At 62.8% G+C, this 16,165-nt stretch carries 17 protein-coding genes; 14 read left to right on the forward strand and 3 right to left on the reverse strand.

Annotation, left to right across the window (positions count from 1 at the left end):
- Nucleotides 1–4 precede the first annotated feature (4 nt).
- Nucleotides 5–1,390: an MATE family efflux transporter gene (locus tag AC6H4Z_RS07350; protein WP_497546100.1), complete on the reverse strand. Its 1,386-nt coding sequence runs from the start codon at nt 1,388–1,390 to the stop codon at nt 5–7.
- Between AC6H4Z_RS07350 and AC6H4Z_RS07355 the strand changes: the two genes are divergently transcribed.
- The 5 genes from AC6H4Z_RS07355 (at nt 1,376) to AC6H4Z_RS07375 (ending at nt 6,781) form a co-directional block, all read left to right on the forward strand.
- The gene (locus AC6H4Z_RS07355) at nt 1,376–2,701 is read left to right on the forward strand and encodes a hypothetical protein (protein WP_497546101.1); all 1,326 of its coding nucleotides are present in this window, start codon (nt 1,376–1,378) and stop codon (nt 2,699–2,701) included. The two genes, AC6H4Z_RS07350 and AC6H4Z_RS07355, sit on opposite strands and share 15 nt — an antisense overlap.
- Nucleotides 2,689–3,960, forward strand: a complete 1,272-nt coding sequence (locus AC6H4Z_RS07360; RefSeq protein ID WP_497546102.1) for an LVIVD repeat-containing protein — start codon at nt 2,689–2,691, stop codon at nt 3,958–3,960. The genes AC6H4Z_RS07355 and AC6H4Z_RS07360 overlap by 13 nt, the downstream gene beginning before the upstream one ends.
- Nucleotides 3,961–4,108: 148 nt before the next feature.
- Complete coding sequence (locus AC6H4Z_RS07365) at nt 4,109–4,453, forward strand: hypothetical protein (protein WP_497546103.1); 345 nt, start codon at nt 4,109–4,111, stop codon at nt 4,451–4,453.
- A 26-nt stretch (nt 4,454–4,479) separates the two neighbouring features.
- Nucleotides 4,480–6,051, forward strand: coding sequence for a S41 family peptidase (locus AC6H4Z_RS07370; protein ID WP_497546104.1), 1,572 nt, complete (start codon nt 4,480–4,482; stop codon nt 6,049–6,051).
- A gap of 40 nt (nt 6,052–6,091) precedes the next feature.
- Entirely contained in the window at nt 6,092–6,781 is a 690-nt protein-coding gene (locus AC6H4Z_RS07375; RefSeq protein ID WP_497546105.1) for an alpha/beta hydrolase, read from the forward strand.
- 12 nt (nt 6,782–6,793) lie between these two features.
- Here AC6H4Z_RS07375 and AC6H4Z_RS07380 read toward each other — a convergent pair whose 3' ends face one another.
- Complete coding sequence (locus tag AC6H4Z_RS07380; RefSeq protein ID WP_497546106.1) at nt 6,794–7,183, reverse strand: RNA-binding S4 domain-containing protein; 390 nt, start codon at nt 7,181–7,183, stop codon at nt 6,794–6,796.
- A gap of 84 nt (nt 7,184–7,267) precedes the next feature.
- Here AC6H4Z_RS07380 and AC6H4Z_RS07385 point away from each other — a divergent pair, with 84 nt between their 5' ends.
- The 7 genes from AC6H4Z_RS07385 (at nt 7,268) to AC6H4Z_RS07415 (ending at nt 13,822) form a co-directional block, all read left to right on the forward strand.
- Nucleotides 7,268–7,903 (forward strand): alpha/beta hydrolase, encoded by a 636-nt coding sequence (locus tag AC6H4Z_RS07385; protein WP_497546107.1) that lies wholly within the window; start codon nt 7,268–7,270, stop codon nt 7,901–7,903.
- 62 nt (nt 7,904–7,965) lie between these two features.
- Nucleotides 7,966–8,382 (forward strand): hypothetical protein, encoded by a 417-nt coding sequence (locus AC6H4Z_RS07390; protein ID WP_497546108.1) that lies wholly within the window; start codon nt 7,966–7,968, stop codon nt 8,380–8,382.
- A 211-nt stretch (nt 8,383–8,593) separates the two neighbouring features.
- A complete protein-coding gene (locus AC6H4Z_RS07395) occupies nt 8,594–9,280 on the forward strand; it encodes a TetR/AcrR family transcriptional regulator (protein ID WP_497546109.1) in 687 nt (228 codons plus the stop codon).
- Nucleotides 9,277–10,650, forward strand: a complete 1,374-nt coding sequence (locus AC6H4Z_RS07400; RefSeq protein WP_497546110.1) for a TolC family protein — start codon at nt 9,277–9,279, stop codon at nt 10,648–10,650. The genes AC6H4Z_RS07395 and AC6H4Z_RS07400 overlap by 4 nt, the downstream gene beginning before the upstream one ends.
- A gap of 30 nt (nt 10,651–10,680) precedes the next feature.
- The gene (locus tag AC6H4Z_RS07405) at nt 10,681–11,820 is read left to right on the forward strand and encodes an HlyD family secretion protein (RefSeq protein WP_497546111.1); all 1,140 of its coding nucleotides are present in this window, start codon (nt 10,681–10,683) and stop codon (nt 11,818–11,820) included.
- A gap of 37 nt (nt 11,821–11,857) precedes the next feature.
- Nucleotides 11,858–13,474: a DHA2 family efflux MFS transporter permease subunit gene (locus AC6H4Z_RS07410; protein WP_497546112.1), complete on the forward strand. Its 1,617-nt coding sequence runs from the start codon at nt 11,858–11,860 to the stop codon at nt 13,472–13,474.
- Between the two features lie 54 nt (nt 13,475–13,528).
- Complete coding sequence (locus AC6H4Z_RS07415) at nt 13,529–13,822, forward strand: GNAT family N-acetyltransferase (protein ID WP_497546113.1); 294 nt, start codon at nt 13,529–13,531, stop codon at nt 13,820–13,822.
- Nucleotides 13,823–13,848: 26 nt separating this feature from the next.
- On the opposite strand, the gene AC6H4Z_RS07420 is transcribed toward AC6H4Z_RS07415, so the two are convergent.
- Nucleotides 13,849–14,955: an alanine racemase gene (locus tag AC6H4Z_RS07420; protein WP_497546114.1), complete on the reverse strand. Its 1,107-nt coding sequence runs from the start codon at nt 14,953–14,955 to the stop codon at nt 13,849–13,851.
- Between the two features lie 35 nt (nt 14,956–14,990).
- On the opposite strand from AC6H4Z_RS07420, the gene AC6H4Z_RS07425 reads away from it, so the two are divergent.
- Both AC6H4Z_RS07425 and AC6H4Z_RS07430 read left to right on the forward strand, forming a co-directional pair.
- On the forward strand, nt 14,991–15,386 hold the full coding sequence (locus AC6H4Z_RS07425; protein WP_497546115.1) for a RidA family protein: 396 nt from the start codon (nt 14,991–14,993) through the stop codon (nt 15,384–15,386).
- A gap of 139 nt (nt 15,387–15,525) precedes the next feature.
- The gene (locus AC6H4Z_RS07430) at nt 15,526–16,020 is read left to right on the forward strand and encodes a Spy/CpxP family protein refolding chaperone (protein ID WP_497546116.1); all 495 of its coding nucleotides are present in this window, start codon (nt 15,526–15,528) and stop codon (nt 16,018–16,020) included.
- The last annotated feature ends 145 nt before the right edge of the window (nt 16,021–16,165 follow it).

Here is a 16,165-nt window from a genome sequence, read left to right on the forward strand (position 1 = left end):
GGCGCTAGTCGTCCGCACGCGGATGTTCGAGGTGAATGCGCCGTAATTCGCGACTGAACACCACGCGAATTCGTAGGTAGAGGAATAGGGCAACGGCGGCGAGCGAAAACACAAAGCCCCACCAGAGTCCCGCTGCGCGCATTGCCGTATGAAAACCCAGATACGCGCTGACTGGAACGCCGACCAGCCAATACGCTCCGAGCATCACCAAGAGTGGGGCCGTGGTGTCGCCTGCGCCGCGCAGCACACCGGCACCCACCGCCTGCGCGCCGTCGAACACCTGAAACACCCCGGCGATCGGAATGAGAACCGACGCAAGGCGAATCACGGTTGTGTTATCGGTAAACGCGCGTGCAAAAACACTCGGCGCGGTCAGGAATGCCACGGCGGTCAGCGTCATGAAGCCCACGCCGCATAGATACCCAGCGCGAATGGCGTAGCGCGCGCGGGCGTCGTCGCCGGCACCAATCGCATGGCCCACGCGTACGGAGGTCGCCGTGGCAACGCCGAGCGGCACCATGAAGGTGAGCGACGCAAGCGTGATCGCGATCTGGTGCGCCGCCATCTCGATGGTGCCGAGCACGCCCATCAACAAGCCGATCGCGGAGAACGCGCCCGCTTCGAGCGCTTGCTGCACGCCGATAGGCAGCCCGAGCGTGAGCATTCTTCGAATCGCGGGCCACTGCCAACTGTCGCGTCGAATCGGAATGAGATTGGGACGCAGGTGCTTCCAAGCCAGCGCCAACAGAAGAATGGACATCAACCATCGGCTCACCGCTGTGGCAATGGCACTGCCAGCGACACCGAGCGCTGGACTGCCGAGATGTCCGTACACGAACACCCAGTTGAGCGCGACGTTCGCGGCGTTCGCGAGTGCGATCGTCCAAACGATCGGCGCAACGCGATGCATGGCCTGAAGACTCTGTCGCAGTACGACGAAGGCAAGAAACGGTAGCACGCCCGCGATCGAGATCAGGAGATAACGCGCGGCGTCGGGTGCGATCTCCGCTGGTTGATGTACCGCACGCAAGAATGGGCCAGCAGGCGCGAACAGCGCAGCCGCAAAGACCGACAGACCGAGCGCGATCAGGAGGCCTCGCTGCATGGCGCGCGCGACCGACGCGCTGTCATCGGCACCGATCGCCTGTGCGACGAGTGGATCGAGAGCCATCAACGTGCCCGAACAGAAGAACGACACCGTCATGAAATACAGATTGCCCAACGCCACCGCGGCGAGCATCGTCGCCGAGACCTGCCCGACCATGAGCGTGTCGACCGCGCCCATCGCCGTGAAGCCGAGTTGTACGAAGACGACAGGAATCGCCAGCGAAACCGTCGCCCGCAACTCCGATTGCCGGGCACTAGCTTTGAGCGCATGCGTATCTGGCATCTCGTCACTGTAGCGGGGCTCGTGCTTGCGCGCGACTCGGCCGCTCAGGCCGTGTCCGTTGCGGCGCAGGCAATTCCCGTGGTGACGCGCGCCGACCCGACCGCAACGGGGTCGGCGCTCACTGAGGCCTATCTCACGCAGCCGATCGTCATGGGACACGCTGCGTGGAACGTGTTTCGGCTCAACGCGATGTTCAACTTCGAGGGGCTCACGCTCCAGCGCGGCGAGTTGAGCACGGGCGGCTACGGTGAAGGGTACGTCGATCGACGTCATCCGCACGCGTATGTGCACGAACTCGTCGCCGGCGCGGACGCAACGAAGTTCGGATTTCAGGCGTCAGCGTTCGTCGGGCGCGGCTTCGCCCCGTTTGGCAGTGATGATCCGATGGTGCGTCCATTCGAGAAGTACCCGATCAACCATCACCTCGCGCAGGTGCTCGAACGCGCCGTTGCGATTGCCGCTGTTCAGCGCGGGCCGGTCATTGCCGAAGTTGGAACGTTCAACGGTGACGAACCATTGAATCCCGGCAGTTCACCGAATTGGAATCGCTTTGGCGACTCGTGGTCGTCGCGTCTCACGCTCTTGCCGCTCGCGGGCATGGAATTGAGTGGAAGTCTGGCTCGCGTGCGCTCGCCGGAAGAACGAAGCGGGGCAGGTCTCGACCAGCACAAAGCGAGCGTCGTGGGCCGATATGCGCGACAGATGTCGACGTCAGCGAGCTACGCACTCGTGGAATGGGAGCGCACGAACGAATTGGATCGCGGCGAAACAATCACCTCGTTGTATAGCGTGCTGGCTGAGGGCGCGTACTGTCGCGCCGGAGTCATTGTCGCTGCTCGGGCCGAGCGCACCGATCGCCCCGAAGAGGAACGCCTCAGCGATCCCTTTCGAACGCCACGCCCACCGCACGATTTGTCGAACCTTGGCGTGTCGCGGTGGACGACGTTCACTCTCTCGATTTCGAGTCCGGCTGCTCGCGCCGGTATTTTCTCGGCCCGTCCATTCGTCGAGATCGAGCGGATTGGCGCTGCCGCCGGCAATCCGCCGGGAATCTTCAATCCGGACCTTCGCTACGGCGCAAACCGAATGTGGATGGTGTCCGTAGGCGCACGGCTCGTGGCCGGAATGCCGCATGTTCGGATGGGGCGCTACGGAGCAGCCCTACCAAGTGCAAATTTGGGAACTCGCGCGGTGCCAGGTGAGTCTCATAGCATGCCCGGAATGCCGGACATGCCCGATATGCCGAGCGGCGCGCATGATATGTCGCCAGGTTTGTCAGCCCACCCCCTGACTTCCCAATGCAGTCTCTGACACGAACCGCTGTTGTTGCCGCCGTCGTCGGCGGTATTGCGCTCGCCGGCTGTAGCGGCGATGCGTCGTCGCCTGGTACGGGATTCAATGGCCCGTCTTCCTGCGCTGGCATCACCGTCGACCCGCAGCCCGCGAAGACATCGCCGGCGACGCTGCCAGTTCTCGGCATCGGACTCGATACGACGCGGTACACCGCGGAAATCGCCGTGCGCGGTAGCATTGCCTATACGTCGACATGGAATGTGCGACGTGCTCAGGGCAACAAGATCAACATCTGGGACGTCAGTGGCGCGTGTCCGCAACTCGTCGACTCGCTGATCATCAGTGGCGTGACCACAACGGGCGACGTTGCCATCAGTGACGACGGCAAGACGCTCGTCGTGGCGACGGAAACGTCGAATGGATCGATCGTGACGTACGATCTGACCGATCCAAAACACCCAGCCCTCCTGGCGCGATTCATCACGCCCGAGACGAGCGGCGGCGTCCATACCGCCGAGATTGGTCGTGTGAATGGGAAGCTGTATGGCTTCCTATCGATCGATCCGAGCAGCGCGGCTCCCGCGCACATCGTGATCGTGGACCTGTCGGTTCCGGCTGCGCCGAAGCAGGTGTTCGTGAGGCAGGTAGGCAGCCCGTACGTTCATGACACCTACGTACGCGACGGATTGCTGTTCGTGGGACTCTGGAACGATGGCATGGACATCTGGGACGTGGGCGGCGGCGGGCGCGGCGGCACTCCCGAGAGTCCCGTCGTGCTCGGCAACGTCAAAACGCTCGGGGGCGAGGTCCACAACATCTGGTGGCTCCACGATGCGAGCGGCGGGAAGAAATTCGCGTTCGTTGGCGAGGAGGGCCCGGGGTCGATCGGCTCGAGCTCACGCGGCGACATCCACGTGGTGGACGTCAGCGACCTGACACAGCCGAAGGAGGTGGGTGTCTACCACATCGACGGCGCGGGAACGCACAACTTCTCCGTCGACGAGACGAATGGCGTGCTCTACGCGGCGTACTACAACGGCGGCGTTCGCGCGATCGACGTCCGAGGCGAGTTGGGCAGCTGTACGGCGGCGCAAAAGGTCTTGGATTCTGGCTCCGGTCTCTCTCGGTGCGACCTCAGGGCGATGGGTCGCGAGCTGGGAACGGGATTGATCGAGCTGAATCGGCCTGTGTATGTCTGGGGCGTCCAATACCTGGCTGGCAACGTGTACGCCTCGGACATGCTGAGCGGGATTTGGAAGCTGGGTGCGGCGAAGTAGGGATCCATTTGTACGCATTTCGTAAAAAACGGTGCGACAAGGCCTTAGCGAGTGACGGATACCACTCGTCCCCCGAGTTTTTTGTTGACAAGATTCGCGGCAAATCTTAGTCTGCACCACAGCGGCACCCCTCTCGAGGAGTGATGGTATGACCGGGTCGATCGAGCGTGGCTGGGGGAAGGTTACGAGGCACTCCCTCGCGCCGGTCATCATGCTCGTTGTCGGCATGAACGGCCCGGTCGATCCCACGCGACGCTCCTCCGGCTACGGCGGTGTCGTACCGATTCCGGCTCCCGCAACTGCCGCCGTCGCCCCCACGACGCGCCCTGAGCCGCTACTCGACCAACAGCGCCGCGACCTTCGCGCCGCCCGCGGTCGTGTGTTGTACGCCGACGGGCATACCCCGCAGGCAGTGGCCCCCCGTACCGAGCGCAAGGCACAGTGCCCCGAGCGCCGCGTCGAGGGTCGCCCGAGCACGTCGCCAACCTCCTGAGCGACCAACCAGCTCTCTAGCACTCAATGCCACGTTTTCGCACTGCGGCAGCGGCGTCGCTGCTCGTCGTACCGATCGTCGCGGGCGGTTTCCTCCTCCAGGAACCGCCCGTTCACGCGAATGCGCAACTGTTCGATCAGGTCATGTCGCTCGTTCGCCAGCAGTACGTCGACACGCTCCCAACGGCCGCGGCATATGAGAAGGCGGCGCGCGGGCTGGTCAAAGAGCTGAACGATCCGTACAGCGAGCTACTGTCGCCAAAGCAGTCCGAGGACTTCAATCGCTCCACCGGTGGGCGCTATGGCGGCACTGGTATGGCGATCGTGCAGCAGTCGCCGGGGGTGATCGTCGTCGATCGCGTCTTCCCGAATTCGCCCGCAGAAGAAGGCGGAGTCCGCGAAGGCGACCACGTGCTCTCGGTCGACAACAATTCGACGTCGACGCTGGAGCTCGGCAAGGTCTCGAACCTTCTGCGCGGCGAAGTCGGTTCGCAGGTGGCAGTCACCTACTCGCGCCCAGGCGTCAACGAAACGATCAAGCTGCGCTTCACGCGACGCATCGTGCGAGTGCCGGCAGTCGCGTTCACCGGCATGTTCGGCGACCACATCGGGTACGTCCCGCTGCAGACGTTCAACGAGAACGCTGCGGATGAAGTTCGCGCATCTGTTGACCAGTTGGTGAAGCAAGGCGCACGCGGTCTCGTGCTCGACATGCGCGACAACGGCGGCGGCATCGTCGAACAGGCCTTGGAAACGTCGAGCTTGTTCCTGCGCGAAGGGCAGGAGATCGCCAGCGTTCGCTCACGCAATCAACCCACTGAAGTTCTCAAGTCAGCCGGCCGGCATCTGGCGCTCGACGTTCCGCTCATCGTGCTGCTCGATGGTGGTTCGGCCTCCGCAACCGAGATCGTCGCTGGTGCGCTGCAGGATCATGACCGCGCGCTCGTGATCGGTTCGACGTCGTTCGGCAAGGGACTCGTCCAGTCGGTGTACTCGCTGCAGGGTGGATATCAGCTCAAGATCACGACCGGCAAGTGGTACACGCCGAGTGGTCGATCCATTCATCGCGAGCGCACGCTGCTGCCGAACGGATCGTTCGTCGAAGTGCATCCGGATTCGCTCAAAGACACGACGCAGCGTCCGATGTTCAAGTCGGACGGGGGTCGTTCGGTCGTTGGCGGAGGCGGAATTCGCCCCGACATCGTCGTGGCAGACGACACGATCTCCACGTTGGAGCGCGATTTCCTTCGCACACTCGCGCCGCAGCTCCAGGCAGTCAACACCGAGCTTCAGGACTATGCGTTGTCGCTGAAGGGAACGGTGTCGAAGGGCTTTACGGTTCCGCCCGAATGGACGCCAGAGCTCATGCGCCGGCTTGCCGCGGCCAAGGTCAAGATCGATCCCAAGTTTGACGCGACCGCCCGTGCGTTTCTGACGCACGATCTCGCGCACCGCGTGGCGCGCATTGCCTTCGGCGATGCTGCAGCCAAGCAGCGCAACCTGTCCGAGGATCACCAGCTGGTTCGGGCGATCGATCTGCTTCAGCGTAGCACGACGCAAGCGCAGCTACTTTCCGCAGCCACGCCAGGCGGCCGCTAGCGTTTAGCCGTCATCACGCCGAGCGAGTACTTTTCTCGGCGTGACTGATACGAGACCACCTGCACCGCGCGCGCATCACATCCGCGTTCAACGCACGGCGCGCTACTACACTCTCGGTGGCGGAAACACCGCGCCGCGGACCGTGTGGTTCGTATTGCATGGTCATGGACAACTCGCGGGCGAGTTCGTTCGTTACTGCTCCGTTCTCGCGAATGACGAGTCGTTGGTCGTCGCGCCCGAGGCAATGAATCGGTTCTATCTCGTGACGCCGGAGACGGCACCGGCGAAGGACCGGCCGGTCGGTGCTACGTGGATGACGCGCGAGGATCGCGAGAGCGAGATGGCCGACTACATCGAGTATCTCGACGCGCTGTACACGGAAGTCGCGTCGTCGGCCGTGAGCGATGGGGCGACTGTCGGTGTGCTGGGCTTCTCGCAGGGCGCTGCGACCGCCACGCGCTGGGTTGCCGCGGGGGGCGTACCAGCAGCGAGGCTGGTGCTGTGGGGAGGGCTCACACCGCCTGAGACGGATCTGTCGCGGGGGCGGGCGTCGCTGCACGATGCGCGCGTGACGATCGTCATCGGCGAGCACGATCAGTACGTCAACGCCGCAATGGTCGCCGTCGAAGAGGCGCGTCTGATGGCCGTGGGAATTCCCGTCGACACCATTCGCTTCGACGGCGGACACGCGATCAAACGCGCGGTTCTCGAGCAGCTCGGCGTGCCGTAGGGCGCCAGGCAGTCAGCGCCGTTTGCGGTCGATGAAGCGAGAGAGGTCGCGGCGGTCCTTCTTGGTTGGCCGGCCCTTTTCTTCGTAGACGAAAGCGGCGGGCGCCATCTTGAGTTGTGCGGCGAGCCGCTCGCGCTCGAGACGACTGGCTTCGGTTTCTTCGTACAGCGTTTGCGCCACCGATGCGGGCCCGCGACGTTCCCCGAGTTCGCGCACGATGAGAGTATGCTCATACGGTCCAATCCGCAGGCGGATCTGGTCGCCGCGTTTCACGGCCTTGGACGGTTTGGCGCGGTCGTCGTTCAGATCGACCTTGCCCCCGGCGATCGCTTCCGTGGCCAGCGATCGGGTCTTGTAGAACCTGGCCGCCCACAGCCACTTGTCGAGCCGAACGGAATCCATGGTGTCGAATGATAGGAATAATCGCGCGCCGGTTGACCTGCTCTTCTACATTAGTGGGTAACTCCCAGCCAGAACACGGCGAACGTGACCGACGCGCTCGAGAAATACGTACACCGTTACATCCCGCCTGACGGCGACGATCCGCGCACGCTCCTCCTGCTGCATGGGACGGGCGGCGACGAAAACGATCTGATCCAGCTCGGCCAAATGCTTGCGCCGGATGCCGGACTACTGAGTCCTCGCGGGACCGTTCTCGAGAACGGCGCGCCGCGCTTCTTTCGGCGATTGGCCGAGGGTGTGTTCGACATCGAGGATCTGCATGCGCGCACGAAGGATCTCGTAGCGTTCCTCGGCGCAGCGGCGAGCAAGTATGGGTTCGATGCGAATCATCTCATTGCCGTTGGATTCTCGAATGGAGCGAACATCGCGGGGAGTGTACTGCTCTCCGCGCCCGACGCGCTGTCCGAAGCGATTCTCTTTCGGCCGATGGTCCCGTTCGTTCCCGAGCAGCCGCTGTCGCTGTCGGACAAGCGAATTTTCATTGGAGCTGGTAAGACGGATCCGATCGTACCGCCCGATCATCCGGAACGGCTCGCCGATCTACTGCGTGTGTTCGGCGCAGATGTCACCCTGTCGTGGCAACCGGGAGCGCATGCGTTGACACGCGGTGATGTGTCCGCAGCCTACGATTGGTTGGAGAACAACCGCCCCGAGACGTAGCTCCCGGAGCGCGTCTTGCCAAAGCACCCCTCCGTTCGTGCCTAAAAAACTCCGGAGGATGTATGCGGCGGCTTGTACTGCTCTGTGCGGCGGTGGCGGCAATTGCGTGTGACAGCAGCAACAACTCAGTCGCACCGGCAACGCGCGGTGTCCAAGGCGTGTACGCGCTTCTGAGTATCAACGCGGTTCCCGTTCCGGTTCTTCTCGGACAGAACGACACCGCCAAGGTGGAGTTGACGCAGAGCGTGATGACGCTGAGCAATGATCTCAGCTACAACGAGATCTATTCGATTCGGCTCACCGCTCCCGCCGGAATTCAAATGCAGGTCGACACGTTGCGCGGCACGTTCGTCGTCAATGGAACGACCGTGACGTTCCAACCGTCGGATGGCAGCGGCGGGTATCAGATGGTATTGACCGATGAGCATACTCTAACGGAGAACGATCCAGGGTATGTGCTCGTGTACCGGCGAGACTAGTCGGGAATCAGGGCGCCGAGAGCGCCCATCGCAGGCGGCCTGAACCCTCGGGCCCGCCTGCGCCGGGAACGGCGGGCCCGAGCGATCAGCCCAGACCCTTGCGATAGGGGACTGGGTTGCGTGGGCGGCCATAAGCGAATATCTTACTGACGCGTCAGTTATTTTCTCTGACGCGGAAAAGCGGTTAAAACGCTGGCAGTAAGGTGTTTAGATGGCCCACGCCCACGATCAACAGAATCCAGGAGAACCACGCTGGCGCCGGCTTCCCGGCGAGCGGCCTGGTCAGATCCTGAACGCCGCCCTCGAGGTATTCGGGGAGCGGGGGCTGTCGGCGTCGCGCCTCGAGGACATCGCCAAGCGAGCTGGGCTCTCCAAGGGCACCATCTATCTGTATTTCCCGAATAAGGAAGAGCTGTTTCGGGAAATGGTCCGACACACCGTCGTGACGCAGATCGAGCAGCGCGAGCAGTTGATGAGCGCCGCGTCTGGCACGGCGAGCGAGCTCCTCGTGCTGTTCATGCGCGACTACTGGAAGTTCATTCGGTCCGCGCAGTTCGCGCCGCTCTTCCGGTTGATTCACGCCGAGATTCAGAATTTTCCAGATCTCGCATCGTTCTACGCGCAGGAGGTCGTTGCGCGTGGGCACCGGCTCATCTCGTCCATCATTGTCCGAGGCATCGAGTCGGGAGAGTTCCGCAACATCGAGCCGCTGGTCGCGGCGCGCATGTTGGCGTCGATGTTCGTGATGCACGGGCTCTGGTGCACACATCGCAACTGTTTTGAATCCGTTGCGAACAAGAACGACGAGCAGGTCCTGAGCGAGATCATCGATTTTTATCTCCACGCCATACGGGCAACCGGTGCGCAAGAGCGCGCGCTGAGCGCCGTGAAATCATGAACGCGACATTTCCTCGAATCATTCGTATTGGCGCCGGGCTTTCGTTGCTCGTCGCCTTGCTTGCTTTCCTCGTGCGCTCGGCCGAAGGCCAGACACCGACTGAACCGCGGCGCTTGACGCTCGGCGATGCGGCTCGACTGGCCGCGGCGCAGACGGCGAACGTCCAGAACGCGCAGCTTCGCGTTCAGGAAGCGCAGGCGCGCGTCAATCAACAGAAGGCGGCGTTGCTTCCACAGGTCGACGCCGAGCCGAACTGGTCGAGCCGCACGGTGAATAGCGCGACGTTCGGATTCAATCTCCCAACGGCGCCGGGCGAAAAGCCGATTCTCGATCCGAATGGACAGATCCTCGGTCCGATCAAGATCTGGGACTTCCGCGGACAGGTCGTTCAGTCGGTATACGATCCCGCGGCGAAGCAGCGCGTCAACGCGGCGAAGGCTGGTGTTGGCTCTGCGACCGCCGATGTTGCGACCGTCGCCGAACAGTCTGCGTCGAACGCAGCGATCGCGTACGTGCGCACGCTGCGCAGCGACGCGACCGTGCAGGCGCGTATCGCTGACTCCACGCTGGCCGCGAGTCTGTTGCAGATTGCTCGCGATCAGTTGACCGCCGGCGTCGGCATCGCGCTCGACGTCACGCGCGCCGAATCGCAGTTGGCGAATGCGCGCGCGCAGCTCATTGGAGCACGGAACGATCGCAATCGCGCCGCGCTCGATCTGAGACGCGCGCTCAACATCTCGCTCGATGCGCCGTTGCAGCTCAGTGACTCGCTGGCGTCGCTGCCGTATTCGGAAGCGACGACAGAGGAAGCGGCAGTCGACATCGCGCTGCGAACGCGCCCTGACCTCAAGGCTCTCGATGCGCAGCTCAGTGTCTCGCAGTCGCAGCTGTCGGCGATCAAGGCAACGAAGCTCCCGCGCGTCAGCGCATTCGGTAACGACGGAGAGATTGGTTTCATCAACCATCTCCTGAACACGTACACCTACGGCGTGCAGTTGAGTTGGTCGGCGTTCGACGGCGGACGTCGCTCTGCGCAGGAGCAGGAACAGGAAGCGATGTCGCGCGAAGTCGAAGTTCGACGCCGCGATCTTCGCCAACAGATCTCGCTCGACGTGCGCAGTTCGTTGCTCGACCTGGCGTCTGCGCGCGAACAGGTGGACGCGGCGCGTGAACGGCAGCGTCTGTCCGAGCAGGAAGTCGCGCAGGCGCAGGAACGTTTCCGCGCGGGCGTCGCATCGAACGCAGACGTCATCACGGCATCAGTCACTCTCAATGCGGCGCGGACGGGTTTGATCGACGCGCTTACGTCGTATCAAGGCGCCCGAGTCTCGCTAGCGCGAGCCGAAGGGACCGTTTCACAGCTTCGTTAACAGAACACCCCATCGACACCGGTTCCGACCATGGCAACAGCTCTCAAGCAGGAAGTCAACAATCGCGATGCCGGCGCTGCCGGTTCGGCGGCACCTCAGCCGCCGAAGGGCGGCAAGCGTCGCGTCGTTCTCCCCATCATGCTCGTTCTCGCAGCGCTCGCCGCGTTCTGGGGCTTCAAACAGTGGAGCTATGGACGCGCGCACGAGTCGACAGATGACGCAGCCGTCGACGGCCACCTCGTTCCCGTGCTCGCGAAAGTGAGTGGGTACGTTCAGGCGGTCAACGTGGGCGACAACGATCACGTGAAACTCGACTCGTTGCTCGTGACGATCGATCCGTCGGAGTACAAGGTTCGCTTGGCGCAAGCTGAGGCCGATCTGGCCGCGGCGCGTGCGACGGCGGGCGGCGCTGGCTCCAATGGCCAGGCACAAGCGATGGTCGACCAGGCGTCCGGTCAGCGCGCGTCGCTCGATGCGCAGATCACGGCCGCTCGCGCAAACGAGAACAAGGCGAAGGCCGACCTCGCGCGCATGGAAGAGCTGGTTGGCAAACAGATCGTGTCACGCCAACAGCTCGACGCAGCTAGAGCAGCGGCCGAGGCGGCAGCGGCAAACGTCGTGGCACTCCAGCGGCAGACGACGGCAGCTGGCGGCACTATCGCCAGCGCGGAAGCGGGCGTGAGACTGGCAACCGCACGCATGCAGGGCGCACAAGCGGCGCGCGACAACGCAGCGTTGCAGCTGAGCTATACGAAAGTGCCGGCGCCTGCGACGGGCATCGTGTCGCGCAAGGCAGTCGAGCCGGGCCAGTTGATTCAGGCCGGCCAGCCGTTGCTCACGATCGTAACGGATACCGGCGTGTTCATCACGGCGAACATGAAGGAAACGCAGCTTGCCGATATTCGCGTTGGTCAGCCGGTCGAGATCGAGGTCGACGCGTACGGCGGCGCCAAGGCGACGGGTTGTGTCGAGAGCTTGAGCGCAGCCACGGGTTCGAAGTTCGCGCTACTGCCTCCTGACAACGCGACTGGCAACTTCACCAAGGTCGTGCAGCGTGTACCGGTTCGTATTCACGTAACGAAGGGCCTTGGCCCGAATGAGCCGCTTCGCCCGGGCATGTCGGTGAACGTGCACGTCGATACACAAGCAGCGCCTGGCAAGTGTGATTGATCTCTAGTGTCTAGCGCGTAGCGCTGAGGACCTAGTTATGGCAAACACGACACAGCTGACGGCAGGTCCGCGCATCGGAACGTTCGGACCTGCAACGGCCGCTGCTGCCAGCAGCGACAAGTACAAATACAAATATCTGATCGCGATCGCGGTGACACTCGCCGCGGTGCTCGAGCTGATCGATACGTCGATCGTGAACGTCGCGATTCCTCACATGATGGGGAATCTCGGCGCCACGCTCGATGAGATTTCGTGGGTTTCCACGGGCTACATCATTGCGAACGTGATCGTGATCCCGATGTCAGGATGGTTGTCGGCGTACTTCGGCCGCAAACGCTATCTGACCGGATCGATCATTCTGTTCGTCGTCGCGTCATTCTTCTGCGGTGCGGCCACGTCGCTCGGCGGGCTCGTTCTGTGGCGAGTGATTCAGGGCATCGGCGGCGGTGCCCTGTTGTCCACGGCACAGGCCACGTTGTTCGAAGCGTTCCCGCCGGAAGAAGTGGGCATTGGCCAGGCGATGTTCGGCGTCGGGGTCATGGTCGGACCAACGATTGGGCCAACGCTTGGCGGGTTCATCGTCGACAACTACAACTGGCCGTGGATCTTCTACATCAACGTGCCGCTCGGCATCCTCGCCGCGCTCATGACGTATTCGTACGTCCATGACGCAGAGCATCAGGAGCGGGCCGAGAGCGTCGATGTCATAGGGTTCCTGCTACTTGCGACCTGTGTTGGCTCACTGCAGTTCATGCTCGAGAAGGGCGAGCGGTACGATTGGTTCGAGTCACGACTCGTAACGGGGCTGGCACTCACGTCGATCGTGTCGTTCGTGTTGCTGATCTGGCGCGAGCTCACGATCGATGAGCCGATCATCAACTTTCGAGTTCTGAAAAGTAGGCAGCTCGCTGCAGGCGTAAGCATTGCCGCGGTGCTCGGTCTCGCGCTATTCGGATCGATTTTCGTGCTGCCGATCTTCTTGCAGAGCCTGCACGGACTGACCGCCAATCAGACTGGGCTTGTGATTCTCCCCGGCGCAATCGCGTCGGCGTTCACGATGGCGTTCGTTGGCAAGAATGCCAACAAGCTCGACGCGCGTTGGACCGTGGCCATCGGCTCGGCAATGTTCTTCATTGCCATGTGGATGCTGTCACGCATGACGCTGGTGAGTGGTCCGCACGAAACGTTCTGGCCGTTGATTCTGCGCGGCGTGGGCCTCGGATTGATCTTCGTCCCGCTCACGGGCGCGACGATGGCCGAAATGAAGGACCACGAGCTCGCGCAGGGTACGGGCATGTTCAACCTGACGCGACAGCTTGGTGGATCGATGGGCATCGCGATCATGGCGACGCTGTTGACGCGATTCACCGTACAGAAGAAGGCGCTGCTCACCGAGCACCTGACTACGATGGATCCCACGACGCTCGGTCGGCTCGAGCAGATTACTCGCGGACTCGTCTCACGCGGGATCAATCCTGCTGCGGCGAAGCAGCAGGCCCTGATGATGCTCGACCGTCAGATCTCGGCGCAGGCGAGCGTGTTGGCGTTCTCACGCATCTACATCATCAGCGGCATCATCCTCATGGCGTCCGTTCCACTCCTGTTCCTGTTCAAGACGGGGAAGGGCCGCGGCTCGGCGGGAATGGCCCACTAGCGCAATCTCAGCCTGCTCGGGACATTTGTCGTCCCGAGCACACCAGAGGTTTTCGTGACCGAATCCACCGCGCCACTCATCGAAAACAATGTGGCCGCCAACCGATTCGAGATTCGGTTTCCCGAGGGGCTCGCGCAGCTTCGATATCGCTACGATCGAGACGGGAAATTGGTGTTGATTCACACCGAAGTGCCCGAAGCCCTGGGTGGTCGCGGCATCGCCGGCCTTTTGGCCAAGACGGCGCTGGACTTCGCTCGCGCGAAGCATCTCTCGATCGTGCCAGACTGCCCGTTCGTGAAGACGTATCTGGAACGTCATCCCGAATATCAGGACTTGGTCGCGAAGTAGAAATCGCGACCAAGTTCCCGTCGCTGCTATAGCGAGTAGCCTCGACCCCGCGCCGCGACTGGCCAACTCGTCTCCACCGCGTCGCCGCGAATGCCGGCGATGACGTCGTTCAGATGCACGACGATGCAGACGTGATTCGGAATGATTCGCACGCGATCGCCGACCGTCGGCCGCCACGACGATTTGGACAGGTCGAGAATTCCGTGCTCTTCCGACATGCTCTTCACGAACACGTCCTGGTGATCGAGCACGCATCCGAAGCCATCCACTGTATCAGCGCCGCGCATCGGTTCGCGGCCGAGTGCCTTGGTGCCCGCGTCGATGACAGCTTGGCCAGGGACAGCGGTACTCACGACCGTCGCGAGAACGGTCAGCGCACAATCTTCCCAAGCACACGCGCCGATCGCCGCGGTCGTGCGATCGTTGTAGACGTACGTGCCTGGGCGAAATTCCGTGACGCCGGTCAGTTCGTGCGTGCGCCAGAGCGTGGGCGTCGAGCCGCCACTGACGGTCGCCGGGTGTAGGTCGGCCGCGTCGAAGGCGGCAATCGCGGCGGAAATGGTTGTCTGCAGCTGATCGAGCTTGAGTGTTTGCTGATCGACCGGTTCGCGCACGTGGCCCGGATAGAACGCAATTCCAGCAAACTCCAGCGACGGCCGGTCACGAACGACGCGGGCGAGCGCGATGGCGTCGTCGACGACGGGAAGTCCCACGCGATGCATACCGAGATCGAGTTCGATGATCACGGCGATGGTGCTACCGGCTTCAGTCGCGGCGCGCGACAGCTCGTCAACGGCCTGCACGGAGTCGAGTGCAACGGTGAGCCTGACTTTCTTGGCCAGTGTGGCAAGGCGGGCGGCGCGGCGCGGTCCGACTGGAGGGTAGGCGACGAGGATGTCGCTGCACACCTCGCTCATGACCTCGGCCTCGAAGGGCGTTGCGCACGTCACGCCCACGGCGCCACGACGAAGCTGCTCGCCGGCGATGCGCGGTGACTTGTGCGTTTTGATGTGTGGACGCAGACCCAGGCCGTGTGCGGTTGCGTACTCGGCAGCCCGGTCGAGATTACGGTCGAGTCTATCCAGGTCGACGACGGGAATCGGCGTTTCGAGCTCGGCGATCGTCAGCGGCATTTCAGTGCGCGATCCTCATTCAGTGGAGACCGAAAATGGCACAGGGCGAACGGCAGTGGCAATCGGTGATGCTTGGCGGCGACGTACCGCCGCCGGTTGGTGCGTACTCACCCGCCGCGCGTGCAGGCGGCTTTGTCTTCGTCTCGGGTCAAGTACCTCGGGACCCGGTGACCGGCGCGCTCGTGGGCGACGACATCGAATCCCAAACGAAGCAGGTCATTGCCAATGTACAACGTGCGCTCGTCGCTGCGGGGGCTTCGCTCTCCGATGTCGTCTCGGTGATCGTGTACCTGGCAGACATAGACGATTGGGGTCGGTTCAACACAGCGTACAAGGAGCTGATGCCATTCCCCTATCCGACGCGAACGGCGCTCGGCGCTGACCTACGAGGAATTCTGGTCGAGATCAGCGCCGTCGCGTACACGGGCTAGGCGACTGGCGTTTGTTCCAAAGTTCCAGCGGCTATTGGACTTGGCTCGCGTCGAGGTCGTATTAACGCGCGACGCGAGCGGACGTCTACCGGGTGAAGGCGCAATCGTGCGCCCCAACCTTGAATGGTGGAGGTCCACCATGAGACATATTCGTTTGACGCTGGCTGGCGCTCTGCTCACGTTCGGTGGAGTTGCCGTCGCGTCTGCCCAACAGCCGGCGACCGCTGCTCCGCACGCACACGCCGGAGCCGCCGGTCGTCATGGCCCAGGTCGCAATCCGCTTCTGCGCGGTATCACGCTGAGCGACGCCGAGAAGGCGAACCTCAAGTCTGTAGATGCGCAGCATGCGGCACAGATGAAGACGCTGCGTGAGCAGAACAAGCCGCAAATGGAAGCAATGCGTGCCGCGCGACAGCGCGGAGATACCGCTGCGGTTCGCGCGCTGTGGGAGAAGTCCAAGGGTCAGCGCGATCAGATGCAACAGTTGATGCTCGCGCAACGCAACGACGTGCGCAACGCACTTTCGGCCGAGAATCAGGCGAAGTTCGACGCCAACGTCGCAGCGTTCCAGAAGCACGCCGCAAATCGCGCGGCGAAGGGTAAGGGGCAGAGATTCGGTAAGCCCGGCATCTAGGGCTCCAAACGGAGTGCCGACGCGCGAGTGAGCGCGGGCGTGCGGGTGGGCACGTCCTCTCCTCCGCGGCGATGAAACAACGGTCTGAAGGTTCGCCTTCAGGCCGTTGTTTCATTGCGAAAGGCACGATGACTGTTGGATTCTG

The sequence above is a fragment of the Leucogemmata humicola genome (genome assembly GCF_055379415.1).

Excerpts from the sequence above, each read along its gene's own strand:
- AC6H4Z_RS07355 (WP_497546101.1), top strand. The coding sequence starts at position 1,376 with ATGCGTATCTGGCATCTCGTCACTGTAGCGGGGCTCGTGCTTGCGCGC.
- AC6H4Z_RS07350 (WP_497546100.1), bottom strand. The coding sequence starts at position 1,390 with ATGCCAGATACGCATGCGCTCAAAGCTAGTGCCCGGCAATCGGAGTTG.
- AC6H4Z_RS07360 (WP_497546102.1), top strand. The coding sequence starts at position 2,689 with ATGCAGTCTCTGACACGAACCGCTGTTGTTGCCGCCGTCGTCGGCGGT.
- AC6H4Z_RS07365 (WP_497546103.1), top strand. The coding sequence starts at position 4,109 with ATGACCGGGTCGATCGAGCGTGGCTGGGGGAAGGTTACGAGGCACTCC.
- AC6H4Z_RS07370 (WP_497546104.1), top strand. The coding sequence starts at position 4,480 with ATGCCACGTTTTCGCACTGCGGCAGCGGCGTCGCTGCTCGTCGTACCG.
- AC6H4Z_RS07380 (WP_497546106.1), bottom strand. The coding sequence starts at position 7,183 with ATGGATTCCGTTCGGCTCGACAAGTGGCTGTGGGCGGCCAGGTTCTAC.
- AC6H4Z_RS07390 (WP_497546108.1), top strand. The coding sequence starts at position 7,966 with ATGCGGCGGCTTGTACTGCTCTGTGCGGCGGTGGCGGCAATTGCGTGT.
- AC6H4Z_RS07395 (WP_497546109.1), top strand. The coding sequence starts at position 8,594 with ATGGCCCACGCCCACGATCAACAGAATCCAGGAGAACCACGCTGGCGC.
- AC6H4Z_RS07400 (WP_497546110.1), top strand. The coding sequence starts at position 9,277 with ATGAACGCGACATTTCCTCGAATCATTCGTATTGGCGCCGGGCTTTCG.
- AC6H4Z_RS07405 (WP_497546111.1), top strand. The coding sequence starts at position 10,681 with ATGGCAACAGCTCTCAAGCAGGAAGTCAACAATCGCGATGCCGGCGCT.
- AC6H4Z_RS07410 (WP_497546112.1), top strand. The coding sequence starts at position 11,858 with ATGGCAAACACGACACAGCTGACGGCAGGTCCGCGCATCGGAACGTTC.
- AC6H4Z_RS07420 (WP_497546114.1), bottom strand. The coding sequence starts at position 14,955 with ATGCCGCTGACGATCGCCGAGCTCGAAACGCCGATTCCCGTCGTCGAC.
- AC6H4Z_RS07425 (WP_497546115.1), top strand. The coding sequence starts at position 14,991 with ATGGCACAGGGCGAACGGCAGTGGCAATCGGTGATGCTTGGCGGCGAC.
- AC6H4Z_RS07430 (WP_497546116.1), top strand. The coding sequence starts at position 15,526 with ATGAGACATATTCGTTTGACGCTGGCTGGCGCTCTGCTCACGTTCGGT.